Source organism: uncultured Luteimonas sp., assembly GCF_947492465.1.
Taxonomy (GTDB): domain Bacteria; phylum Pseudomonadota; class Gammaproteobacteria; order Xanthomonadales; family Xanthomonadaceae; genus Luteimonas.
Genome location: NZ_CANLNF010000002.1, coordinates 573,367 through 596,026, shown reverse-complemented (window position 1 = coordinate 596,026; position 22,660 = coordinate 573,367). Strand labels below are relative to the sequence as shown.

The 22,660-nt window shown below is 71.9% G+C and carries 18 protein-coding genes and 1 pseudogene; 12 read left to right on the top strand and 7 right to left on the bottom strand.

The genetic code is table 11. The annotated features are described in order from the left end of the window. The first annotated feature begins 5 nt into the window (after positions 1 to 5). Together Q0863_RS07705 and Q0863_RS07700 are read left to right on the top strand one after the other, a co-directional pair. A complete protein-coding gene (locus tag Q0863_RS07705) occupies positions 6 to 1,310 on the top strand; it encodes a sialidase family protein (protein WP_298576948.1) in 1,305 nt (434 codons plus the stop codon). Beyond that, positions 1,307 to 2,101 (top strand): pseudouridine synthase, encoded by a 795-nt coding sequence (locus Q0863_RS07700; RefSeq protein WP_298576947.1) that lies wholly within the window; start codon positions 1,307 to 1,309, stop codon positions 2,099 to 2,101. Before Q0863_RS07705 ends, Q0863_RS07700 begins: the two co-directional genes overlap by 4 nt. A gap of 48 nt (positions 2,102 to 2,149) precedes the next feature. On the opposite strand, the gene Q0863_RS07695 is transcribed toward Q0863_RS07700, so the two are convergent. After that, the gene (locus Q0863_RS07695) at positions 2,150 to 2,650 is read right to left on the bottom strand and encodes a DUF2059 domain-containing protein (RefSeq protein ID WP_298576946.1); all 501 of its coding nucleotides are present in this window, start codon (positions 2,648 to 2,650) and stop codon (positions 2,150 to 2,152) included. Positions 2,651 to 2,716: 66 nt separating this feature from the next. Between Q0863_RS07695 and arfB the strand changes: the two genes are divergently transcribed. Together arfB and Q0863_RS07685 are read left to right on the top strand one after the other, a co-directional pair. Then, on the top strand, positions 2,717 to 3,121 hold the full coding sequence (gene arfB, locus Q0863_RS07690) for an alternative ribosome rescue aminoacyl-tRNA hydrolase ArfB (RefSeq protein ID WP_298576945.1): 405 nt from the start codon (positions 2,717 to 2,719) through the stop codon (positions 3,119 to 3,121). A gap of 31 nt (positions 3,122 to 3,152) precedes the next feature. Beyond that, positions 3,153 to 3,755: a lysophospholipid acyltransferase family protein gene (locus tag Q0863_RS07685; RefSeq protein WP_298576943.1), complete on the top strand. Its 603-nt coding sequence runs from the start codon at positions 3,153 to 3,155 to the stop codon at positions 3,753 to 3,755. 184 nt (positions 3,756 to 3,939) lie between these two features. On the opposite strand, the gene Q0863_RS07680 is transcribed toward Q0863_RS07685, so the two are convergent. The 3 genes from Q0863_RS07680 to Q0863_RS07670 all read right to left on the bottom strand — a co-directional run bounded on the left by Q0863_RS07680 (position 3,940) and on the right by Q0863_RS07670 (position 8,757). Beyond that, the gene (locus Q0863_RS07680) at positions 3,940 to 7,035 is read right to left on the bottom strand and encodes a TonB-dependent receptor (RefSeq protein ID WP_298576942.1); all 3,096 of its coding nucleotides are present in this window, start codon (positions 7,033 to 7,035) and stop codon (positions 3,940 to 3,942) included. A gap of 80 nt (positions 7,036 to 7,115) precedes the next feature. Then, positions 7,116 to 8,177 (bottom strand): FecR domain-containing protein, encoded by a 1,062-nt coding sequence (locus Q0863_RS07675; RefSeq protein ID WP_298576940.1) that lies wholly within the window; start codon positions 8,175 to 8,177, stop codon positions 7,116 to 7,118. Between the two features lies 1 nt (position 8,178). Next, positions 8,179 to 8,757: a sigma-70 family RNA polymerase sigma factor gene (locus Q0863_RS07670; RefSeq protein ID WP_298576938.1), complete on the bottom strand. Its 579-nt coding sequence runs from the start codon at positions 8,755 to 8,757 to the stop codon at positions 8,179 to 8,181. 48 nt (positions 8,758 to 8,805) lie between these two features. On the opposite strand from Q0863_RS07670, the pseudogene Q0863_RS18450 reads away from it, so the two are divergent. The 3 genes and pseudogenes from Q0863_RS18450 to Q0863_RS07655 form a co-directional block, all read left to right on the top strand. Then, positions 8,806 to 9,375: pseudogene (locus tag Q0863_RS18450) on the top strand (Type 1 glutamine amidotransferase-like domain-containing protein); the annotation flags it as partial. Positions 9,376 to 9,804: 429 nt separating this feature from the next. Beyond that, positions 9,805 to 10,800, top strand: a complete 996-nt coding sequence (locus tag Q0863_RS07660) for an isoaspartyl peptidase/L-asparaginase (RefSeq protein ID WP_298577087.1) — start codon at positions 9,805 to 9,807, stop codon at positions 10,798 to 10,800. Between the two features lie 265 nt (positions 10,801 to 11,065). After that, complete coding sequence (locus Q0863_RS07655) at positions 11,066 to 11,929, top strand: hypothetical protein (protein ID WP_298576936.1); 864 nt, start codon at positions 11,066 to 11,068, stop codon at positions 11,927 to 11,929. 19 nt (positions 11,930 to 11,948) lie between these two features. Here the strand turns inward: Q0863_RS07655 and Q0863_RS07650 are convergent, their stop codons facing one another. Then, the gene (locus tag Q0863_RS07650; protein ID WP_298576935.1) at positions 11,949 to 12,917 is read right to left on the bottom strand and encodes a LysR family transcriptional regulator; all 969 of its coding nucleotides are present in this window, start codon (positions 12,915 to 12,917) and stop codon (positions 11,949 to 11,951) included. Between the two features lie 159 nt (positions 12,918 to 13,076). Here Q0863_RS07650 and aceB point away from each other — a divergent pair, with 159 nt between their 5' ends. After that, positions 13,077 to 14,642 (top strand): malate synthase A, encoded by a 1,566-nt coding sequence (aceB, locus tag Q0863_RS07645; RefSeq protein WP_298577085.1) that lies wholly within the window; start codon positions 13,077 to 13,079, stop codon positions 14,640 to 14,642. Positions 14,643 to 14,716: 74 nt separating this feature from the next. Beyond that, positions 14,717 to 16,060, top strand: a complete 1,344-nt coding sequence (gene aceA / locus Q0863_RS07640; protein WP_298576933.1) for an isocitrate lyase — start codon at positions 14,717 to 14,719, stop codon at positions 16,058 to 16,060. A 325-nt stretch (positions 16,061 to 16,385) separates the two neighbouring features. On the opposite strand, the gene Q0863_RS07635 is transcribed toward aceA, so the two are convergent. Both Q0863_RS07635 and Q0863_RS07630 read right to left on the bottom strand, forming a co-directional pair. Further along, complete coding sequence (locus Q0863_RS07635) at positions 16,386 to 17,054, bottom strand: ankyrin repeat domain-containing protein (RefSeq protein WP_298576932.1); 669 nt, start codon at positions 17,052 to 17,054, stop codon at positions 16,386 to 16,388. A 135-nt stretch (positions 17,055 to 17,189) separates the two neighbouring features. Further along, positions 17,190 to 18,809: a hypothetical protein gene (locus tag Q0863_RS07630; RefSeq protein WP_298576931.1), complete on the bottom strand. Its 1,620-nt coding sequence runs from the start codon at positions 18,807 to 18,809 to the stop codon at positions 17,190 to 17,192. Between the two features lie 202 nt (positions 18,810 to 19,011). Here Q0863_RS07630 and Q0863_RS07625 point away from each other — a divergent pair, with 202 nt between their 5' ends. The 3 genes from Q0863_RS07625 to Q0863_RS07615 all read left to right on the top strand — a co-directional run bounded on the left by Q0863_RS07625 (position 19,012) and on the right by Q0863_RS07615 (position 22,572). After that, positions 19,012 to 19,668, top strand: a complete 657-nt coding sequence (locus tag Q0863_RS07625; protein ID WP_298576929.1) for a tetratricopeptide repeat protein — start codon at positions 19,012 to 19,014, stop codon at positions 19,666 to 19,668. A 63-nt stretch (positions 19,669 to 19,731) separates the two neighbouring features. After that, positions 19,732 to 21,441 carry a gamma-glutamyltransferase gene (gene ggt, locus Q0863_RS07620; protein ID WP_298576927.1) on the top strand — a complete coding sequence of 570 codons (1,710 nt, stop codon included), beginning with the start codon at positions 19,732 to 19,734 and terminating at the stop codon, positions 21,439 to 21,441. Between the two features lie 93 nt (positions 21,442 to 21,534). Continuing rightward, positions 21,535 to 22,572 carry a hypothetical protein gene (locus Q0863_RS07615; protein ID WP_298576926.1) on the top strand — a complete coding sequence of 346 codons (1,038 nt, stop codon included), beginning with the start codon at positions 21,535 to 21,537 and terminating at the stop codon, positions 22,570 to 22,572. The last annotated feature ends 88 nt before the right edge of the window (positions 22,573 to 22,660 follow it).

The window sequence follows — 22,660 nt, the reverse complement described above, 5'->3', positions numbered from 1 at the left end:
TCGCCATGATCCGGCCCGCCCTCGCCACCGCGCTGTTCGCCGTCCTGCTCGCCTCCGGCTGCGGCGACAAGGACGCCGCGCCGCAGCCGGCGGTCGCCGCGGCGGCGCTGGACGCGCCCAGCCGGATCGAGGACTGGCCGCTGCCCAGCACGCTGCCCGGATCGGCCTCGCCCAGCCTGGCGGCCACGCCCGACGGCAAGCTGCTGCTGGGCTGGATCAACTCGCAGAAGGGCCGTCGCCACATCTTCCAGTTCAGCAGCTATGCGCCGGACTGGGGACGCTGGATGCATGCGATGACCACCGTGGCGGTCGGCAACAGCATGTTCGTGAACTGGGCCGACATCCCGCACCTGGCCGCCACGCCCGACGGCGCGCTGTGGGCGCACTGGCTGCAGAAGAGCAGCGATGCGCCGTATGCCTACGACGTGGTGCTGACCCGTTCGCGCGACGGCGGCGCCAACTGGGCCGCGCCGGTGCTGGCGCACGACGATGGCACCCGCAGCGAGCATGGCTTCGTCTCGATGTGGGCGCAGGGCAGCGACGCGCTCGGCGTCGCCTGGCTCGACGGGCGCAACACGGCCGCGGCCGCGACGCGCGCGGGCGATCGCGGCGACGCGCATGCCGGCCACGCCGCGGGCGCCGGCGCGATGACGCTGCGCGCGGCGGTGTTCGACGCCAACCTGCAGCGCAGCGCCGAGGTGGAGATCGACGCGCGCGTGTGCGACTGCTGCCAGACCGCGGTGGCGGTAACTGGCAAGGGTCCGCTGCTGGTCTATCGCGGGCGCAGCGAAACCGAGGTGCGCGACATCCTGGCCACGCGCTTCGACGGCAGCCGGTGGCGCGCACCGGCGCCAGTGCATGCGGATGGCTGGACGATGCCGGCCTGCCCGGTGAACGGCCCGGACGTGGCCGCCGTCGGCGATGCGGTCGTGGTCGGCTGGTATACCGAGGCCGATGGCGAGCCGGAGCTGCGGCTGGCGGCCAGCGCCGACGCCGGCGACGCCTTCGCCGCGCCGCTCACGCTCGACCGCGGCCCCGCGGTGCTGGGCCGCGTGGCGGTGGCCATGGATGCGCGGCAGGCCTGGGTACTGTGGGTGCGCGAGGAAGGTGGACGGCAGTCGCTGTGGCTGTCGCGCCGCAGCCACGACCTGGCGACCGAGCATGAGCGCCTGGAGCTGGCGAAGATCGCCGGCGAGGGTCGCGCGACCGGCTTCCCGCAGCTGGCGCTGGCCGGCGGCGCGGCCTACGTCGCCTGGACCGAAGTGGCCGGAGGCAGGCCCAACCTCAAGGGCCTGCGCGTGTCGCGATGAATGGTGCAGCGCCGGTCGCGGCGTCCATCGTCGACGCGCAGGGCGACCTGTCCACGGTGGAGGCGGCGGACGCGGTGGCGCCGGTCGCGGTGCTGCACGCCGATGCCTGGCTGGCGGTGGTCGATAAGCCTGCCGGGCTGATGGTGCACGACAGTGCGCTGGCCCGCGGCGAGGACGATTTCCTGGCCGACCGCCTGCGCGCGCAGTTCGGCCGCCCGGTGTTCCTGGTGCACCGGCTCGATCGCGCCACCAGCGGCTGCCTGCTGCTGGCCTTCGATCGCGACACCGCTTCGGCGCTGGGCAAGGTGCTGATGGCCGGCGAGGTCGACAAGCATTACCTCGCCGTCTGCCGCGGCTGGCCGGAGGAACGTTTCACCATCGACCACGCGCTCGACGGCGGCCCCGGCAAGCCGCTCAAGAAGCCGGCGGTCACGCGGTTCGAGCGGCTGGCGACCTGCGAGCTGGAACTGGCCTCGGCCGGCTTCCCGACCTCGCGCTACGCGCTGCTGCAGGCGATGCCGCAGACCGGGCGCTTCCGCCAGATCCGCCGCCACCTCAAGCACGCCTCGCACCACCTGATCGGCGACACCAGCCATGGCGACGGGCGCCACAACCGGCATTTCCGCATGCTCGGCATCCACCGCATGCTGCTGCACGCCTCGCGCCTGGCGTTCCCGCATCCGGGCAGCGGCGAACGCCTGGTGGTGGAGGCGCCGCCGGATGCGGAGTTCGCGAAAGCGCTGGCGCTGTTTGCAGAGGCAGGCACCTGCGCCGCTGCCCAGCCGGAATAGCGGCCGGCGCCAGCGCGCCGGGCCAGCGCGCCGGGCGATGCGACGCGGTTACTGCGCGGCGGAGACTTCTGCCGCCAGATCCTGCTCCATCTGCTGCAGCATCGGCACGACCAGCCGCTGCATCGCCGTCATCGTGTTCTGCATCAGCTCGGGCATCTTCTCCAGCATGCGCTGGCCGGCCGGGCTTTCGTAGAACGCGACGATCGCGTCGATGTCCTCGCCGGTGAAGGTCTGGCGGTAGATGTCGCGGTAGATCGGCTCCAGGTTCTCCCAGGCCAGGGCCTTGCGGACCGCGGAGGAGCTGCTGGCCAGGATCGCGTCCAGCCGCTGCTGCTGGCTCGCGTCCAGCGTGCGGCCGCCGGTCATCTGCGCCACCATCTGCCGCTGCGAGGCCTCGATCTGCGGCAGCATGGCATCGAGCATCTGGCGCGCGCGGGTCACCTCGAGCAGTCGGTCGATGCGGGCATCGTCGGCGGGCGCCTGCTGCGCATGCGCGGGGAATGCGGCGAGCACGGCCAACAGCACGGCGAGGAGGATTCTGTGCGACATTTGCGGCGTCCCTGTCTGGTGTGAGCCGCGGATTCTACGCGCACGGGCAGGGCGCGACGCATTGGCATGAACATCCAGATTCCGGAAAACGAACTCGTCGAACGCTTCGTCCGCGCCAGCGGCGCGGGCGGTCAGAACGTCAACAAGGTCGCCACCGCGGTGGAGCTGCGCTTCGACGTGGCGCGCTCGCCGTCGCTGCCCGAAGCGGTGCGCGAACGGCTGCTGGCCAAGCGCGACCGCCGCGTCACCGACGATGGCGTGCTGGTGCTGCAGGCGCAGCGCTTCCGCACCCAGGACCGCAACCGCCAGGATGCGCGCGAGCGGCTGGCGGCCTTCATCGAGAGCGGATTGCGTGCACCGGTGCCGCGGGTGGCGACAAGGCCCACACGCGCATCGAAGGAGCGCCGCCTCGGCGACAAGCGCCAGCGCAGTACGATCAAGAGCACGCGTGGACGCTGGGACTGGGATTGATGGGGCCGCACCGCACGGGGCGCGCAGGGGCATGAGCGGGACCGCCGCGATCGTGCCGCCGCTGCCGCCTGCCGCGCCGCGGGTCAGGGCCAATCGCCTGACCCGCTGGATCGGGCGCAGCGTGCTGCGGCTGGGCGGCTGGCGCGTGGTCGGGCAGTTCCCCGACCTGCCGAAGCTGGTGCTGATCGCCGCGCCGCACTCGTCCAACTGGGACGGCATCTGGGGCTTCGCGGCCAAGCTCGCGCTGGGCCTGGAGATCCGCGTGCTGGGCAAGGCGCAGCTGTTCCGCCGGCCGCTGGCGCCGCTGATGCGCAGGCTGGGGGTGATCCCGATCGACCGCAGTGCGCCGCAGGGCACGGTCGGCCAGGCGGTGGCGCTGATCGGCGACAGCCCGCGCGTCTGGTACGCGCTGGCGCCGGAAGGCACACGCAAGCGCGTGGAGCGCTGGAAGACCGGCTTCTGGAAGATCGCGCACGGCGCGCAGGTGCCGATCCTGCCGGCGTACTTCCACTATCCCGAGCGGATCATCGGCATCGGCGAACCGTTCCACACCAGCGACGACATGGAGGCCGACCTCGAAGCGCTGCGCGCCTGGTACAGGCCCTGGCAGGGCCGGAACCGCGGCACGGTGTGAGGCGCGTTGCGAGTGCGCCGCCTGGGGGACGCTCCGGCGGCAATCCCGCGGCGGTGGGCTCCGCCCCAGCCGCGGCCGATGAAGCGCGACGCCCGGCCCGCGCCAGCCACGCCGCCGCCAACCCCTCCGGACGGAAAGCCCGCCTTTCGGCGGGTCCCACCTTGGCCGTTCCGGACCTGCGTGCCTACAGCCCCGCGCCGCCCAGCTTCCAGGTCATCTGGACGAAATAGCTGCGGCCCAGCGAGTCGAACCACGAGGTGTCGTAGTAGGGATAGTTGGCCCAGGTCGCGTCCCTGGGCGGCATCCTGTCGAACAGGTTGTTGACCGTCAGCGAGACACGCAGGTGGTCGGTGACGCGATAGGCGGCACCGGCGTTGAAGCGCCAGGTCGCCGGCGTCCAGGCGTCGTTGTCGTAGTTGGCCACGCGCCCGACATAGGTGCCGAACAGGCTGCCGCCCCAGGCGCCGCGTTCCCAGCTGGCGCCGAGATTGCCCTTGCTGCGTGGCAGGGTGGTGGCACTGAAGCCCACGTCCAGCATGTCCTCGCGCGGATCGCCCGGGTACAGCTGGCGGCTGTGGCGATGGGTCCAGTTGTAGCTGGCGCTGAAGCGGAAGTCGCCCGCCATATCGGTACGCAGGCGATAGTTGGCAGCCAGGTCCAGTCCCGAGGTTTCCTCGTTGGCGATGTTGACGGGTGCGAAGTGCACGCTGGTGATCACGCCGTCGGCATCGCGGACCACGCGCGCGAGCGCGTCCAGGCAGGTCGGCGAGGACGGGTCGACGCTCGTGCCGCTGTCGGTCGCGCCCAGGCGGCAGTCCGCTTCGGTCTGGCGCAGCAGCTCGCGGTCCTGGGTCTGCACCTGGTTGGACACGCGGATCCTGTAGTAGTCCAGGGCCAGGTCGAAGTCCGCCGAAGGCGACCACACCAGGCCCGCCGACGCGGATGTGCTGGTCTCCACGTCGAGCTGCATGTTGCCGGTGTACACGTCGAAGGTGCTGACGTCGTAGCTGCCGTCGTCGTAGCAGTCGCCGTTGCTCATGCCGGGCTCGGCGGTGCGGCAGTCGTAGTAGTCGGTGGCGAAGCGGGTGCGGTAGTAGTCCTCGCTGGCGAACAGGTAGTGCATGTCGGGGGCGCGGAAGCCGGTGCCGTAGGAGCCGCGCACCAGCAGCGAGTCGAGCGGACGCCATTCCAGGCCGGTGCTCCAGGTGAACTTGCCCGGATCCTTGTCGGCGTAGCTGTAGCGGTCGTAACGGCCGGCGAAGCTCGCCTGCAGCGTGGACAACAGCGGCAGGCGCAACTCGCCCGCCGCGCTCCAGCGGTCGCGGTCGCCGCTGCCGTCGCCATAGCGCGGGCCGTAGTAGGCGTCTTCGGTCAGCGCCAGCGGGTCGGGGTTGATCTCGTAGGACTGGCGGCCGTATTCCAGCGCGCCGGCGAAGCCGGCATCGCCGGCCGGCATCGTGAACAGGGCAGGCGTGGTGGCGGTGAAGCCGAGGTTGTCGTTCTCCGCTTCGGGCTGCCAGGTCGACATCGCCGCGATCGAATCGAACTCCTGCGGCGTCAGCGGGCGGAACAGGCGTTCGGGATCCGGGTTGTAGATCGCATAGCCATCGTCGTCGTAGCCCAGGCGCTCGCCGAGGAACAGGCGGTTCGCGGCGGCGGCGCGGATGCGCGGCATCTGCACCTGCGCCTTGTACTGCGAGTGGTTGTACGCCGCCTCCCAGTCCCACTGTTCGCCCAGCGTGCCGGCCAGGCCGGTGGTGAGGGCGAAGGTCTTCTGGGTGGTGGTGTTCATGCGGTTGCGCAGGCCGCCCGTTTCCTCGGGCGTGAACTGGCGAGACCAGATCTGGTAGGTGCCGGTGCCGGCGTTGTAGAACATCTTGTTGCGGTAGTTGCTCTCCGAGGCCGGGTCGTGGAACTCCCAGCCCATGTGGTCGCTGGCCACGTCGTTGCCATTGGTGCCGGTGAGCAGCTTCACTTCCTGGCGTCCGAGCTGCACGTCGGCGAACCAGCGCAGCGCGTCGGAGAACCGGTACTCGAACGAGCCGTAGGCGTTGTAGCCGGTGCGCTGGTTGGTGATGGTCCGGTACGCGATGGCGCGGTCGCTGCCGCAGTAGGGTTCGCCGAAGCGGTCCTCGGCCAGGTCCGTCGTGCCCTCGTTGAGTCCGCCCAGCGCGGCGCAGCCATCGGCCGGCGCGATGTTGACGTCCTCGTCCCAGTCGTAGACCTGGGCGATCAGGCGCGGCAGGCGGCGACGTTCGGTCGGCGCGTCCAGGGTCGAGTCCTGGAGGTCGCGTTCGAAGCCCCAGAGCGGACGCTTGTCGATCAGCTCGATCCCGACGATGCCGGTGAAGTCGCCGCGGTCGAAGCCCGAGGTCAGGGTCAGCGAATGCGATTCGCCGCCGCCGCGGTCGGTGTCGCCGTAGCGGTAGTCGAGCGTGGTGCCGTCGGTCGACTTCCTGAGGATGAAGTTGATCACGCCGGCCATCGCGTCGGAACCGTAGACCGCGGAGGCGCTGCCGGTGAGCACCTCGATGCGGTCGATCATGCCGAGCGGGATGTTGCCGATGTCGGTGAAGTTGCTGCGGCCGTTGAGCGGCAGCGGGAAGTCGGCGATGCGGCGGCCGTTGATCAGGACCAGGGTGTGGTTGGGACCGAGGCCGCGCAGGTCGACCGCCTGTGCGCCGGGCGTGGACTGGGCGCTGGTGGTGTTCTGCTGGCCCTGCACGCTGCCGCTGTTCTGGCTGAGCGATCGCAGCACGTCGGGCACGCTGGTCAGGCCGGCGGCCTGGATCTGCTCGGCGCTGATCACGGTGATCGGCGCCGGGCCCTCGATCTGGGCGCGGGCGATGCGCGAGCCGGTGACCTGGATCGCTTCCAGGTTGGACACCTGCGGCGCGGCGGCCGGGGCGGGCGCAGGTGGCCTGGCCGGCATGGAGGCGGGCGCCGGCGTGCCCGTGGCCTGCGCCAGCACCTCCTGCTGCACGATCAGCACCGCGCCGGAGCCGTCGCGGCGCGCGGAAAAGCCGCTGCCGCGCAGCAGCCTGTCCAGCGCCTGGTCGGCGGGCAGGTCGCGGACGCCGGCGCTGCGCGCGCCGCGCACCAGGTCGGCGCGGTAGACCAGCTGGGTCCCCGACTGGCGCGACCAGGTATCGAGGGCGGTGGCCAGGTCGCCGGCGGGGACGTCGACGCGGACGCCGATCGGCGCCTGCGCCTGCGCGGCGAGCGCGGTGGAGCAGGCCAGGGACAGGAGCAGGACGCGCAGCGGGCGGGACGGTTTCAAGAGGATTCCCCGGGTGGTGGTGGCGGACGGCGCCGTTCCTGATCTGAGGACGAACGAGGTCCGCAAATCCCCCGCTGCACTCAGGGGCTGCGCAGCACGATCCGCTCGGCGCCGTAGTCGGCGCGCACCGGGAAGCCCTGCTCGAGCAGGCGCACGAAGCCTTCGGCATTGGCCCAGCGGAAGCTGCCGCCGATGCGCAGGCCGGCGATCTCGTCGTCGACGATCACGATCTTGCGGCGGTTGTAGCGGTTGAACTCGTCGGCCGCCTCGGCCAGCGTGGTATCCCGGAACACCAGCAGGCCGCTGCGCCAGTCGACCAGCTGCGCGGCATCGGCCAGCGGCATCGAGCGCACCAGGGTGCCGTCGCGGCGGGCGAGGGCGACGCTGCCGGCCGGCAGCAGCGCCGCCGGCCGCGCCTTGCCGTCGACCGGATCGGATTCGAGGCGGACGCTGCCCTCGGTCACCACCACGCGCAGGTCGGGGCCGTCGCGACGCACCGAGAAACGCGTGCCCACGGCCACGACGCGGCGCTCGCCGGCGGCGATCACCAGCGGCCGGCCGGGGTCGCGGGCGGCGTCGAAATAGGCCTCGCCCCGGCGCAGCGTGACGCGGCGCTCGCGCCGGGTCAGGCGCACCTCGATGCGGCTGTCGCTGGCCAGGGTGGCGCGGGTGCCGTCGGCGAGCGGGACCGTCCCCAGTTCGCCCAGCGCGGTCTGGTGGGCGGCCGTTTCCAGCGGCGCGAAGCTGTACCAGGCCCAGCCCAGGGCGAGCGCGCCCACCATCAACGCCCCGGCCGCCACGCGTGGCAGGACGCTGCGGCGTCGCGGCGCGCGCGGCGCGAACACCACGCCGTCGAAGCGTGGCGGCGGCGCGTGCGGCGGCCGTGTCGCGGTGTCGCCGACGGCGGCCGGCCACAGGCCGCGGGGTGGCGGCCCGGCCTCGTGCCGGCCGGCGCCCAGCGCCTCGAGCCGGCCGGCCTCGTCCCAGGCCGCGCGCAGGCGCAGGTAGGCGACGCGGTGACGGGTATCGCGGCGCAGCCAGTCGGCCAGCGCCTGTTCGTCCTCCTCGACCCAGTCCGCGCGGTCGCGACGGGCGAGCCAGGCGGCGGCCGTGGCCTCGATCTGCTCCGGACGCGGGTCCATCTCAGTCGGCCCGCCGGCGCCCGTCGGCCGGCGTGGCCGCGTCTGCCGCGGACGGGGCGCGCACGGCGCCGTCGCCGCCATGGAAATGGTCGGCCATCAGTCGCATTCCCTTGGCGATGTGCTTTTCCACGGTCTTCTCGCTGATCCCGAGCTGCTGGGCCACTTCCCGCTGCGACAGGTGCTGGACGCGGCGCAGCCAGACCACCTCCCGGCAACGGTCGGGCAGGCGGTCGAAGGCCTCGGCCAGGCGCTTGAGCACCTGGCGGCCGCCGCACCAGCGTTCCGGCGACACCTCATCCACCAAGACGTGCAAGGGCTCGAAATCACCCACTGGCTCGATCGACACCACCTTGCTGCGGCGCAGGCGGTCGGTCAGCAGGTGGCGCGCGGTGGTGAACAGGAAGGCCCGCGGCTGCAGCGGGCGCGCCTTGCCCGCCGCCTCGTAGATCCGCGCATAGACCTCCTGGCGCAGGTCGGCCGGATCGTCGCCGCGCGCGCCGTTGCGGACCAGGTAGTGCATCAGCGCTTCCTCGTGGACGAGGATCTCGCGGATGAACCAGTCGTCGAGGCGATCGGGCATGGGGCGCACCATAGCCGATGCGGGCACGGTCGTTGCCCGGCGGGGGAAATGGCGCCAAGGTTCGTCTCCTGTGTGGACGGCCCGTACCCGGGGCGAAAGGAACGACGGATGATCAGAGCAGGCGCGATTCGATCGGCGTGGCTGGTGGTGGCCTTGCTGGCGCTGCCCGCGGCCCATGCGCTGGCCGCGGACTACGAGCGGCACTTCATCGGCGATCGCGCCCTGGCCACGCCGGGCACGCCGGCGCCCGGACTGCTGCTGATGGGCGGCGGCGACCGCAACACCGCCGCGCTGAGCTGGTTCCTGGGCAAGGCCGGCAATGGCCACGTGGTGGTGCTGCGCGCTTCGCTGGGCGGCGAGATCGGGCAGGAATTCCATGACGAGGTAGGCGGCGTGGCCTCGGTGGAGACCTTCGTCTTCGCCAACCGCCAGGCCGCGCACGATCGCAGGCTGCTGGCCAGCCTGCGCAAGGCCGACGGCATCTTCATCGCCGGCGGCGACCAGTCGCGCTACCTGCGTTACTGGAAGGGCACCCCGGTCGAGCAGGCGCTGGAGGCGCACGTGCGCGCCGGCAAGCCGCTGGGCGGCACCAGCGCGGGCCTGGCGATCCTGGGCGAGTTCGTTTACGGCGCGATGGACGGCGGCAGCCAGAGCAGCCCGCGCGCGCTGGCCGATCCGCTGGGCCCGGAGAACACCATCGAGACCGGCTTCCTCGACTTCGACGTGATGCGCGGCGTGCTCACCGACTCGCACTTCCGCGAGCGCAACCGCCTCGGCCGTCTGCTGGCCTTCGTGGCCAAGGCCGAGACGCTGTCGGGCGGTCGCCCGGTGCTGGGCCTGGGCGTGGACGAGGACGCCGCGCTGGCGGTCGAGGCCGATGGTCGCGCGCGCGTGCATGCGACCGCGCCGGGCGCGGGCGCGACCGTGGTCCGGGGCGGCTTCGCGCCGCAGCAGGAGGATCGACCGATGCAGCTCGACCGGGTCGAGGTGGTCGGGGTCGGTGTCGACTCGGTGCTGCACCTGCCCTCGGGCGAGGTCGAGCGACCGATGTGGACGCGCCGCCACGCGGTGCGCGGCGGCGTGCTGCTGGCGCAGGACGCGCCGCGCCTGGTGATCCATGGCGGTGCCGGCGTCGAGCCGGGCGACCTGACGCCGGAAGAGGAAGCCGCCGCGCGCGCCGCGCTCGCGGCCGCGCTGCGCGCCGGCCATGCCGAACTCGCCGCCGGCAAGCCGGCGCTGGACGCGGTGACCGCGGCGATCGTCGCGCTCGAGGACGCGCCGATGTTCAACGCCGGTCGCGGCGCGGTGTTCACCCACGACGGCACCAACGAGCTCGACACCTCGATCATGGACGGCGCCACCGGCCGGGCCGGCGCTGCCGCCGCCCTGCATCGCGTGCGCAACCCGATCACCCTGGCGCGCGCGATCATGGAGCGCTCGCGCCACGTGATGATGGTGGGCGAGGGCGCGGAGCGCTTCGCGAAGGAGCAGGGCATCGCCCTGGTCGATCCGGCGTATTTCCGCACCGACAAGCGATGGCAACAGCTGCAGAAGGCGCTGCGCGACGACAGCAAGCCGCACGCGCTGTTCTCGGATGCGCCGCCGAAGGCCTACTTCGGCACCGTCGGCGCGGTGGCGCTGGACGCGCAGGGCCTGCTGGCCGCGGGCACCTCGACCGGCGGCATGACCAACAAGCGCTACGGCCGCGTCGGCGACGCGCCGATCATCGGCGCCGGCACCTGGGCCGACGACCGCTGTGCGGTCTCGGGCACCGGCTGGGGCGAGTTCTACATCCGCACCGCTGCCGCGCACGAGATCTGCGCGCGCGTGCGCCTGTCCGGCGACAGCATCGCGCGCGCCGGCGAGGCGGTGATCAACGAGCTGATTCCGGCGGCCGGCGGCGACGGTGGCGCAATCGCGCTCGGTGCCGACGGCAGCGTGTCGTTCCCGTTCAACACCGGCGGCATGTACCGCGGCTGGATCGGCGCCGACGGCGTGCCGCACGTGGCGATCTGGCCGCACGAAACGCTGGAAGCCCCATAACGCCAACCGGCTTGACCCGGCCCCGTGGTTGGGCTGTGCTGTCGCCTGGCCTCATGGATGACTTGCCTTGCCGACTGTTCGCACGCGTCGATGGATCTGGGCCCTCGGCGCCCTGGCCCTGCTCGGAGTGGCGTTCAGCGCGGGGCGCTGGCTGGCGCCGCCCGGAGACGGTTCGCGGAAGGAGGGCGCGGCGAACGATCAGCGTTTCGTCGCCACTGCGGCAAAGGACGCCCGGCCGCGTGAACCTCCCCTGCCCGCGCCAGGCATGCGGGATCTGGCGCGGCCCCTGCCGCCGCTCGATGCTCCGCTGCGCGTGGTCGCATCGGAACTGGCGTCCCGCGCTGCCCGGGGCGATGCGCGGGCGGCCTGCAGGCTCGCCGCGGAGTACGAATGGTGCGACGCCCTGGGCAGGGCGCGGTCGATGGCGGCGGCCCGGGTGGCGCAGCTGCCCCCACTCGAAGCCGGTCGGCGCGGCCCCGATCTCCTGGCGGACCAGCGCCAGGCGGCCGAGGTCGCGCTTGACTCCGCCGAAGGGCGGTTCAGCCAGCACTGCGCCGATGCGCCGCCCCTGCACGCGGCGCGCCGGGTGGGTTACTGGCGCCAGGCCGCGCTGCGGGGACATCCTGCGGCACTACGGCATTACGCGATCGGCAATGCGTTCCGGTTCAATGACCTGCTCGACGCCCTGCCGGAGCTGGAGCGCTACCGGCGCGAAGCCGGTGCGCTGGCCCTGCGCTCGGCCAATGCCGGCGACCCGGCAATGATGTATGCGCTGGCCATGGCCCACGCCGAAGGGTCGGATGGCCGGTACCGGCCGTTCCTCGCGCAGACGCTCCCGCCCGATGCGGGGCGCGCGCTGGTCTGGTTCCGGCGACTGCAGGCGACCCCGACCGTGCAGCGGCTGCCCGAGACCCATGTGGTGCGGCTGGAAATCGAGGGATACCTGTCCTCGCTGTCGCGACTGGTGCCGCCCGACGAGCTCCGGCGGGCCGAAGCGGCGTTGGCAGGCTACCGGCCCCCAATGGATGGCAGCGCCGATCAGCTGCCGCAGCTGTTCCCGAACGGCGGCCTGCTCGACGTGGACCGGAACGACTGCGACCAGCAACCCGGCCGGCATGGCGGGGGCTGAGCGAGGGTGGGCGCCGGCCTCACCGCTCCGAGTGCCCGCTCTCGTAGTAGTCGCGGCGCAGGAACAGGTCGGGCTGGATCAGGTCCATGAACGCGCGTGCCTGCGGTGAGGGCAGGCGGCCCTTGCGCATCACCACGCCGTAGCTGCGCGCGGGGAAGAAGCGGTCGAGCGGGCGGGTGACCAGGCGCCCGCGGTCGGCATCGGTCAGGCAGATCGAGGACAGGATGCTGATGCCCATGCCCATCGCCACGTACTGCTTGATCACCTCCCAGCCGCCGACCTCCAGCGCCACGGTGTAGGGCACGCGGTTCTGCTGGAACACCAGGTCCACCAGGCGCCAGGTGATCTGGCGCTTGGGCGGCAGGATCAGCCCGTACTGGCCGATGTCGGCCAGGGTCAGGTCGTCCTTGTCGGCCAGCGGGTGGCCCGGCGGCATCACCAGCCGCTGCTCGAAGCGGTGCAGCGGCTCGTAGACCAGGTCGCCGGGCACGTCGTGCATGGAGCCGACCACCAGGTCGACCGAATCGGCGCGCAGCAGGTCGGTGCCGTCGGCGCTGACCGTGTTGTGCAGGCTCAGGCGCACGTCTGGATGGTGCTGGCGGAATCGCTCCACGATCCGCGGCAGCAGGTAGAGGATGGTCGAGCTGTTGGCGGCGATGTTGAGGTCGCCCGCGTCCATGCCCCGCAGCGCGTCGCGGAAGGCGGTCGGCAGCGTATCGATGCCGTCCACCAGTGGGCGCGCCAGTTCGTACAGCGCCTCGCCGGCGCGGGTCGGCACCAGGCGCCGGCCACTGCGCTCGAACAGTTTCTGCCCCAGCTCCCGCTCCAGCGCCTGCAGCTGCAGGGTGATCGCCGGCTGGCTGACGTACAGCGCTTCGGCCGCGCGCGACACCGATCCCAGTCGCACGGTCTGGCAGAAGGCCCGCAGCGGCTTCAGCCGATCGGCCTTGTAGGCGAACCTGGGGGTCGGATTCCCGGCCGAAGGCATTGATTCGACGCATCTATTTGGAAAACTTATCAATTACATTGAGAAAACTCAGTTGTCAAATAATTCCATGGGGCGGAGGGTGGCGCTGCACCGCAACATCCACCGGAGTCCGCCATGTCCGCCGTCCTGAAGCCCTCGCAGATCGCCTCCGGCATCGAAATGCCCGAGTCCGCCGCCGTCGCCGACCTCGTCGACGCGCGCGCCCAGGCGTTCCTGGCCGAGCTGCATCGCCAGTTCGAACCGGAGCGTCAGGCCCTGCTCGCCGCGCGACGCCGCCGCCAGGCCGGGTTCGACGCGGGCGCCCTGCCGGACTTCCGCGACGACACCCGCGCGATCCGCGAAGGCGACTGGCAGGTGGCGCCGATCCCCGAGGCGCTGCTCGACCGCCGGGTCGAGATCACCGGCCCGGTCGACCCGAAGATGGTCATCAACGCCCTGAACTCGGGCGCGAACTGCTACATGGCCGACTTCGAGGATTCCACCGCCCCGACCTGGGCCAACATCACCACCGGCCAGCGCGCCCTGCGCGAGGCGGTCGCCGGCACCCTGACCTTCGCCGCCGGCGGCAAGCGCTATGCGCTCCGGCCCGAAGGCGAGCAGGCGGTGCTGATCGTGCGGCCGCGCGGCTGGCACCTGGACGAGAAGCACGTGCTGGTCGACGGCCAGCGCATGTCCGCCTCGCTGTTCGACGCGGGCCTGTTCGCCTGGCACAACGCCGCCGCGCTGGCCGCCAAGGACCGCGGCCCGTACTTCTACCTCCCCAAGCTGCAGTCGATGGAGGAGGCCGCGCTGTGGCAGCGGGCGCTTTCGCACATCGAGCGCGAGCTGGGCCTGCCGCAGGGGCAGATGAAGGTCACCGTGCTGATCGAGACCCTGCCGGCCGCGTTCGAGATGGACGAGATCCTGCATGCGCTGCGCGAGCGCATCGTCGGCCTCAACTGCGGCCGCTGGGACTACATCTTCTCCTACATCAAGACCCTGCGCGGGCACCGCTCGCGGGTGCTGCCCGAGCGCAGCCAGGTGACGATGACCCAGCCCTTCCTCAAGGCCTACTCGGAGCTGTTGATCCAGACCTGCCATCGCCGCGGCGCGCACGCCATGGGCGGCATGGCCGCGCAGATCCCGATCAACAACGACGAAGAAGCGAACGAGCGCGCGCTGGCCCGCGTGCGCGCCGACAAGCTGCGCGAGGTCACCGCCGGCCACGACGGCACCTGGGTCGCGCATCCGGCGCTGATCCCGCTGGCGCGCGAGGTGTTCGACGAGCGCATGCCGACCCTGCACCAGCAGCACATCGGGCGCGAGGAGGTGATCGTCACCGCGCGCGACCTGCTGGCGCCTTCGCTGGGCACGATCACGCGGATCGGCTTCGAGAACAACGTCGAGGTCTGCGTGCGCTACCTCGCCGCCTGGCTCGACGGCAACGGCTGCGTGCCGATCCACTGGCTGATGGAGGACGCCGCCACCGCCGAGATCGCGCGGGCGCAGCTGTGGCAGTGGCTGCATGCCGCCGACGGCGGGTGCTGCCCGCTGCACCTGGACGACGGCACGGTGATCGACGAGGCCCTGTTCGACCGCGTGCTGCTGTGCCTGCCTTCGCGCCTGGCCGGGCAGCCGGTGATCGGCGCGGCGCGCGTGCCCGAGGCGATCGCGATGCTCGAGGAGCTGACCCATCGCGCCACGCTCGAGGACTTCCTGACCCTGCCCGCCTACGAGCGCATCTGACCCGCCGCCTTGCCGCCCCGCGTGCCGCGCCTGCCGCGCGCGCCTGCACCCCCTTTCGAATCGAGGACATCCGCATGAACACCGAGCCCCGCACCCGACAGATCGACGCGCTGCAGCAGCAGTGGGACAACGACCCGCGCTGGACCGGCATCCAGCGCCCCTATTCGGCCGCCGACGTGGTGCGCCTGCGCGGCAGCCTGCAGCCCGAGTACACGCTCGCCAAGCGCGGCGCCGAGAAGCTGTGGAAGCTGGTCAACGGCGGCGCGAAGAAGGGCTACGTCAACGCCTTCGGCGCGATCTCGGCCGGCCAGGCCATGCAGCAGGCCAAGGCCGGGCTGGAGGCGGTGTACCTGTCGGGTTGGCAGGTCGCCGCGGACGGCAACACCTCCGAGACCATGTATCCGGACCAGTCGCTGTATGCCTACGACTCGGTGCCGACGATGGTGCGCCGGATCAACAACACCTTCCAGCGCGCCGACGAGATCCAGTGGAAGAACATCTGCGACGGCAAGATGAAGGAGGAGGACGCGATCGACTTCTTCCTGCCGATCGTCGCCGACGGCGAGGCCGGCTTCGGCGGCGTGCTCAACGCCTACGAGCTGATGAAGAACATGATCGGCGCCGGCGCCGCCGCGGTCCACTTCGAGGACCAGCTGGCCGCGGTGAAGAAGTGCGGCCACATGGGCGGCAAGGTGCTGGTGCCGACCCAGGAAGCGGTGCAGAAGCTGGTGGCCGCGCGCCTGGCCGCCGACGTGCTGGGCGTGCCGACGGTGGTGCTGGCGCGTACCGACGCGGAAGCGGCGAACCTGCTGACCTCGGACTTCGACGCCAACGACAAACCCTTCGTCACCGGCAGCCGCACGGCCGAAGGCTTCTACAAGGTCAGGAACGGCCTGGAGCAGGCGATCAGTCGCGGCGTGGCCTACGCCCCCTACGCCGACCTGGTGTGGTGCGAGACCGGCACCCCGGACCTGGGCTTCGCCCGCGAGTTCGCGCAGGCGGTGCACGCCAGGCACCCGGGCAAGCTGCTGAGCTACAACTGCTCGCCCAGCTTCAACTGGAAGAAGAACCTCGACGACGCCACCATCGCCAGGTTCCAGGACGAGCTGGCGGCGCTGGGCTACAGGTACCAGTTCATCACCCTGGCCGGCATCCACATCAACTGGTTCAACACCTTCAAGTTCGCGCACGACTACGCGCGCGGCGAGGGCATGCGCCACTACGTGGAGCAGGTGCAGGAACCGGAGTTCGCCGCGCGCGACAAGGGCTACACCTTCGTCTCGCACCAGCAGGAAGTGGGCGCTGGCTATTTCGACGACGTGACCACGGTGATCCAGGGTGGCGCCTCGAGCGTGACCGCGCTCACCGGCTCGACGGAAGAAGAGCAGTTCGCGCGGTCGCACGCGGTCGCCGCCTGACCGGAACAGGACGCGGTGGGAGGATCGGACGGCCGGGCCTGATGCCCGGCCGTTCGTTTTTCTGATCAGCGGGCTTCGGGCTGGGCGGGGGGGCACGCGAGCGGTGCTTCGGTGGCCCCCACTATCCGAACCGGCACCCGCGAAGGGCGCAGCGCCCGCAGGCGGGGGGGCGGGCAGCACGATCGAGGTGAACCCTCGCGGTGTAGTGGCGACGAGGGACAAGGCGACCGCGGACCCAGGGGCGCCGCAATGGCCTCGCGCCCTCCCCCGCCTGCGGGGGAGGGCTGGGGTGGGGGTCAACGCAGCGACGAGTCCCCGGTCCCGGCTAGCGCTGGTCCGCCGCCTCCACCGCCGCCTCCAGCGGCACGCCGTTGGCCTTGAGCCACTCCGCCACCGCCCTGCGCTCGGCCAGGGCGCGGTCGGCGAGGAGGGCGCGGTTGTAGCCGAAGTAGTACGACTGGAAGCTGGCGCCGCCCGAGTTCTCCGCCATGGGCGGGGCGCCCTTGGCCAGCAGCGCCAGGATCGCGCCGCCGTTGTTGGTGCGCGCCGCGACGTGCAGGGGAGTGTCGCCGTTGCGGTCGGCGATGCCCGGGTCCGCGCCGGCGTCCAGCAGCACCTGGTACTGGTCGGCGCGCGGCGAGAGCAGGGCCTGCACCAGCGGCGTGGTGCCGGTATGCGGGTTGCGCGCGTTGGCGTCGCCGCCGTGTTCGAGCACCAGCCGCAGCAGTTCGGGCTTGCCCGAGAATGCCGCCGCGTGGACGGCCGTATCGCCACGCGGGCCGGCCCGGTTGGGATCGGCGCCGCCCTGCAGCAGCGCTTCGACGCTGGCCTGCTGGTCTTTGGCGATCGCCGCCAGCAGCAGGGTGCTGCCGTCGCTGCCGGGCGCATCGACGTCCACGTGCCCGAGCTGGCGGCGGATCTCGGCTGCATCCCCACGCGCGACCGCGTCCGACAGCGGCGAGAGTTCCGGACTGGAGAAGGCGTCGTTGCTCATGGACGGCCGGGCGCACCCCGCGGCAAGGCATAGGAGAAGGGCGGACGCGATCGCGGCAGGGCGGCGCATGCGCGGCATTGGAGCCCCGATCATAGCGCCGCGCAAGCGGCCGCGTTCCGGGAGCGGCACCAACGACTATCGGCCGAAGAGGCCGCCGACGAAGCTGGCCGCACCCTGGGCGAGATCGGTCACGCCCTGCGCCACCCAGCCGGCGCCGTCGGCAACGGTCTCGACGGCCTGGCCGCCGACATCGGCCACGAACTCGATCGCGTCGCCGCCACCGTCGACCGCGCCCGACAGCACGTCGCCGATCCAGCCGTCGACCTGTTCGTCGATCTTCGCGGCCAGGGTGTCGGCGTAGCCGTCCACGGTATCGCCGACCGAGTTGAACGCGCCTTCGGCAAAGTCGCCGGCCAGGCGCACGCCGCCCTGCACGAAGCGGCCATCGGCGAACTCGTCGGCCCTGACCGCGTCGACGTCGGTGGCGAAATCGTGCACGTTGCGCGCGTAGTCGTCCTTGGCCACGTCGGGCAGCAGGTTCTGCAGGTCGCGGCCCAGGTTGGACGGGTTCTCGTAGCCCGCCTGCCAGGGCTGGTGCTCGATGATGCCGGCGGTCAGCGCGTTGGGGCTGTGGCTCATCGCGCTGTAGGCGACGTTGCCGGCCAGGTTGGCGCCACCGGTGAGCACGCCGGTGACCGGGTTGAGCGGCAGGAACGGCGTGTGGCGCGCGGCCTCGACGCCGGCGTTGACCAGCGCCAGCTGCTGCGGCGTCATGCCCTCCAGCTCCATCGGCCCGTAGTGGTTGAACATGTTGTGCTCGTCGGCGCTGGCCGGCTTGACCACGATCTGGGTGCCGATCGCGTCCGGCGCGGCGAGTCCGGTGATCCAGCTGTCCTGGGCCTTGGTCAGGGCATCGTCCTGCAGCGAATAGGCGCGGATCTGCCCGCCTTCGGCCAGGTCCCGCGCGCGCTGCGGATCGATGCCGAGGCGGTCCAGGGTGTTGGGATGGATGCCGGAGGCGTCGAAGGTGACCGCCGGCACGCCGCTGGCCAGCGCGCCCACCGACGCCAGACCGCCGCCCTGCGAATGGCCGGTGATGGCGAGGTTGGTCGATTCGCCGCCCGGGTTGTCGCCGAACACCCGCGCGAATTCCACCGCGGAGTTGACCGCGGTGCCGCTGAACTTGTCGCCGTCGCGGGTCTCGTAGCCCAGGCCCTGCCGGAAGTTGTTGTCCCAGTCGTCCGCGCCCTCGGCGGTGCCGCGATAGGACAGGACGTAGTTGCCGGCGCCGTCGGTGTAGATCTCGGCGCGGAACTCCTGCGCGTTGGTCGGCACGCTGTCGTTCGCGCCCAGGTACTGCAGCCGCCAGGCCTGCGGATCGGCGACGCCAAGGTCCTGCAGCTGCTGGTCGCTGACCGCGCTCCAGCCGGCCGGCGGCGCGCCGCGCGTGCCGTACACGGCGGTGGCCAGCTGCGACAGGGTCACGTCGAACGGCTGCGCCCGGGTGCCGCTGGCCACGTCGGCGAGGGTCTGTCCGGCCGGAATCGCGTACGGGCCGCCCGCTTGAGATGGATGCGCGCCGGTGGCGGAGGGGCCCGGTGCCTGCAGCTGCGGGTGGTAGCTGGCCTCCGGACGCCACGGGCCCGGGCTGATGAAGGTCGACGTTGCCGGGGAGGACGGCGCGGACGACAGCCATTGCGCGCGCGTGCCCGAATCGAGGACCGGTGAAATCCCGCTGACCATGACGGTCTCCATACCAGCTGGTACGGCCACCCTAGCCCGGGCCCGGCGTGCCGTGACAGCTAGGGCGTGTCCTAGGGAGCACCCCCGATCCGTGGTGGGGCGGGTTTCCGCTGCGGCCGCAAGCGGCCCCAGGCAGGCGGGGCCGCGGCACCCGGACCGGCAGGCGGCTAGAATGGCGGCACGGAGCTGTCGAAGTCCGACAGGGGGAAACACAATGCAATCCAAGACACGTGCGCTCGCGCATGCAGGCCTGCTTGGCCTGTGCATCCTGCTGGCCGCGCCGGTTCCGGCCGCGCTGGCGCAATCGTTGCCCAGGCCGGCCGAGTTCTATTTCGAGGAAGACAGCGCCGCGCGCCCGATCGTCGCGATCGAGGGCAGCGACGATGCGACCGTGGCGCAGCTGCTGCGCCTGCGGGACCGCGGCGGCCGCAACGCCGAGCAGGCGGTGGCGCAGCTGGCGCACCTGTCGATGGCCGCCGGCCGCACCGATACCGGCATGGCCCTGTACGCGCAGGCCATCCAGGAGACCTCGCCGGGCAGCCAGCGCCGCCGCTCGCTGCAGTGGAACCAGGCCTGGGACCTGTACCGCAGCGGCGATGTCGAAGCGGCACTGTCGCTGTGGGCCGAGGCCGGCAGCAATCCGGTGGTGCGATATGCCTGGGTCCCGCCGACCCTGGCGTTGGCGCTGTGGAAGCTCGACCGCCGCGAAGAGGCCGTGGCCTGGTACGCCGCGGCAGTCCGCACCTGGCCCGACCGCTGGTCCAGTCCCGATGCGCTGCCGGGCCTGCTGCCGGACTGGAGCGACGAGGATCGCGCCACCCTGGCCCAGGTGCTCGCCGCCTGGCGCGAGGATCCGCCGGCCTGGCCATAGGCCCACGCGCGGCAGCCCGGCTTCCGCGTTAAGGTGCGCGCATCGCAGTTGACGGGCTTCCGCATGCGCACCACCGCCAGGATCATCACGCTCGCCGCCGCCCTCGGCGGCGTCGCGGCGGCCGGGGCCGCCGACCGCATCACCGGGCACACCTTCGCCACCCGCAGCGAGGTGCATGCGCCGCACGCGATGGCGGCGACCTCGCATCCGCTGGCCACGCAGATCGCGCTCGACGTGATGAAGGCCGGCGGCAGCGCGGTCGACGCGGCCATCGCCGCCAACGCCGCGCTGGGCCTGATGGAGCCCACCGGCAACGGCATCGGCGGCGACCTGTTCGCCATCGTCTGGGATCCGAAGACGCAGAAACTGCATGGTTACAACGGCTCGGGTCGTTCGCCGCGCTCGCTCACGCTGGCCGAGTTCGAACGCCGCGGCCTGACCGAGGTGCCGTCGCACGGGCCGCTGCCGGTGACGGTGCCGGGCACGGTCGACGGCTGGTTCGCCCTGCACGGGCGCTTCGGCAAGCGCACCATGGCGCAGAACCTGGCCCCGGCGATCGGCTACGCGCGCGACGGCCATCCCGTGCACGAGGTGATCGCCTACTACTGGGACCGCTCGGTGCCGCGGCTGTCGAAGTGGCCGGGATTTTCCGAGCAGTTCACCATCGACGGGCGCGCGCCGCGCAGCGGCGAGACCTGGAAGAACCCCCACCTCGCCGACACCCTGCAGCGGATCGCCGACGGCGGCCGCGACGCGTTCTACAAGGGCGACATCGCCCGCACCATCGACGCCTACTTCAAGGCCCACGACGGCTTCCTGTCCTATGACGACCTGGCCGCGCACCAGGGCGAGTGGGTCGATCCGGTCTCCACCAACTATCGCGGCTACGACGTCTGGGAGCTGCCGCCCAGCGGCCAGGGCATCGCCGCGCTGCAGATCCTCAACCTGCTCGAACCCTACGACCTCAAGGCCTACGGCTTCGGCAGCCCCGAGCACGTGCACCTGTTCGTCGAGGCCAAGAAGCTGGCGTTCGCCGACCGCGCCGCCTCCTACGCCGATCCGGACTTCTACCGTACCCCCGTCGCGCGCCTGGTCTCGAAGGACTATGCGCGCGAACGCGGCCGCCTGATCTCGATGGATCGCGCCATGCAGGCGGCCGAGCCTGGGGTGATCCCGCAGCTCAACGAGGGCGACACCATCTATCTCACCACCGCCGATGCCGACGGCATGATGGTGTCGCTGATCCAGTCCAACTACCGCGGCATGGGCAGCGGCATGGCGCCGCCGGGGCTGGGCTTCATCCTGCAGGATCGCGGCGAGCAGTTCGTGCTCAAGCCAGGCCATCCCAACAGCTTCGCGCCGGGCAAGCGTCCGTTCCACACCATCATCCCGGCGTTCGTGACGAAGGGCGGCAAGCCCTGGCTGAGCTATGGCGTGATGGGCGGCGCGATGCAGCCGCAGGGCCACGTGCAGATCCTGCTCAACCTGATCGACTTCGGCATGAACCTGCAGGAAGCCGGCGACGCGCCGCGCATCCAGCACGACGGCTCCACCGATCCGGCGGGCCAGGCCGAGGCCATGGCAGACGGCGGCCGGGTCGAACTGGAAACCGGCTTTCCCTACGAGACCGTGCGTGCGCTGATGCGCAAGGGCCACAGCGTGCGCTTCGCCGACGGCCCCTACGGCGGCTACCAGGCGATCATGGCCAACCCGCACGGCGGCTGGACCGGCGCCAGCGAGTCGCGCAAGGACGGGCAGGCGGCCGGGTACTGACGAAGACGGGGCGGCGTCGCCATGGCGGCGCCGGAGCAGGCGGCCGGCCGCGCGGGCGCTATTCTGCGCGTCTCCACCACTCCCGGTCTGCGCATGATCAAGTCGATCCTCACGCGTCTTGCAATGAGCGCCCTGCTGCTCGCCCCCGGCGCGCGGGCGCAGGACTGGAACGATGCCGACCCCACCGCACTGGCGCAGGCGACGGCCGTCGAGGCCTACACCACGCGCCTGGCCGGATCGCTCGCAGGTTCGGGTTCGGCGCGCGAACTGGCCCTGGCCGCGGTGTTGCGCGACATGGCGGAGGCTGCTCGGCGCAGTCCCGCCACGGACGACGCTGCGCCGGGCGCGGCACCGGCCGATCCGCAGGCGCAGGCCTGGCGACGCGCAGCCGCGGCGAAGGCCGGCCAGGACATTCTGGCCAACCAGCTGCTGGCGGGCTCCGGCGCGGCTGCGGACAACGCAATGCGCCGCGCCGCGGCAGGCCGCTGGCAGGCGGCGGATCCGGGCAACCTGTATCCGCTGCTGCACCTGGACCTCGACGCCGAGGCGCTGCTGTCCGCCGCGCGCGAGGCCACGCACGCCGATGCCCACATGTACGAGGGCGTGCGCTGGATCATGGCGGCGTACCGCCGGTCCCCGCCATCGGCTTCCGAACAGGCCGCGATGGCCGGCGACGGTGAGTACCGCGTCGACGAGGCGGCAGCGGTCTCGGCGATGGGGCTGTGGACGGCGGCCGCGGTTCCGGGACTGGCGACCCTGCTCGAGGCCTGCAGCGAGCCGATGCTGCGCGCACGTCCCGCGCGTCGCGACGACTGCCGCCACGCGGCAGGCCTGCTGGCCGACGGCTCCGGCCGGGTCGGCGACGAGCACGCCGGCCTGGCGATGCTGCGGGCGCTGGCGACCACCACGGCGGAACGCGCCCAGGTGGAGGAGCGGCAGCGCGCGCTGGACTGGCGGATGCTGCAGTGGGGGCGGATCGCCCAGCAGCAGCCGCGTGGCGGCGCGGCGCAGTTCGTCCGACTGCTGTCGGACCCGGACATCCGCACCGAGCAGCAGCTGGTGGCGCGCGTGCTGGCCGAGGCCGGGGTGCCGTCCGATCCACCCCATGGCTGGATGCCGCCGCGTCGATGAAAGGCCCGCGCCTTGGGGGGTCGGACGATCCGCGCGTGGCGTTCGCGCCCGCCCGGACCAGGGGCCGCCGGCGGGTGAGGGACGGCCT

Bases quoted from the DNA above. Each gene is read 5' to 3' on its own strand.
- Q0863_RS07705 (WP_298576948.1), top strand. From the start codon at position 6: ATGATCCGGCCCGCCCTCGCCACCGCGCTGTTCGCCGTCCTGCTCGCC.
- Q0863_RS07700 (WP_298576947.1), top strand. From the start codon at position 1,307: ATGAATGGTGCAGCGCCGGTCGCGGCGTCCATCGTCGACGCGCAGGGC.
- Q0863_RS07695 (WP_298576946.1), bottom strand. From the start codon at position 2,650: ATGTCGCACAGAATCCTCCTCGCCGTGCTGTTGGCCGTGCTCGCCGCA.
- arfB (WP_298576945.1), top strand. From the start codon at position 2,717: ATGAACATCCAGATTCCGGAAAACGAACTCGTCGAACGCTTCGTCCGC.
- Q0863_RS07685 (WP_298576943.1), top strand. From the start codon at position 3,153: ATGAGCGGGACCGCCGCGATCGTGCCGCCGCTGCCGCCTGCCGCGCCG.
- Q0863_RS07675 (WP_298576940.1), bottom strand. From the start codon at position 8,177: ATGGACCCGCGTCCGGAGCAGATCGAGGCCACGGCCGCCGCCTGGCTC.
- Q0863_RS07670 (WP_298576938.1), bottom strand. From the start codon at position 8,757: ATGCCCGATCGCCTCGACGACTGGTTCATCCGCGAGATCCTCGTCCAC.
- Q0863_RS07660 (WP_298577087.1), top strand. From the start codon at position 9,805: ATGTGGACGCGCCGCCACGCGGTGCGCGGCGGCGTGCTGCTGGCGCAG.
- Q0863_RS07655 (WP_298576936.1), top strand. From the start codon at position 11,066: ATGCGGGATCTGGCGCGGCCCCTGCCGCCGCTCGATGCTCCGCTGCGC.
- Q0863_RS07650 (WP_298576935.1), bottom strand. From the start codon at position 12,917: ATGCCTTCGGCCGGGAATCCGACCCCCAGGTTCGCCTACAAGGCCGAT.
- aceB (WP_298577085.1), top strand. From the start codon at position 13,077: ATGCCCGAGTCCGCCGCCGTCGCCGACCTCGTCGACGCGCGCGCCCAG.
- aceA (WP_298576933.1), top strand. From the start codon at position 14,717: ATGAACACCGAGCCCCGCACCCGACAGATCGACGCGCTGCAGCAGCAG.
- Q0863_RS07635 (WP_298576932.1), bottom strand. From the start codon at position 17,054: ATGAGCAACGACGCCTTCTCCAGTCCGGAACTCTCGCCGCTGTCGGAC.
- Q0863_RS07630 (WP_298576931.1), bottom strand. From the start codon at position 18,809: ATGGAGACCGTCATGGTCAGCGGGATTTCACCGGTCCTCGATTCGGGC.
- Q0863_RS07625 (WP_298576929.1), top strand. From the start codon at position 19,012: ATGCAATCCAAGACACGTGCGCTCGCGCATGCAGGCCTGCTTGGCCTG.
- ggt (WP_298576927.1), top strand. From the start codon at position 19,732: ATGCGCACCACCGCCAGGATCATCACGCTCGCCGCCGCCCTCGGCGGC.
- Q0863_RS07615 (WP_298576926.1), top strand. From the start codon at position 21,535: ATGATCAAGTCGATCCTCACGCGTCTTGCAATGAGCGCCCTGCTGCTC.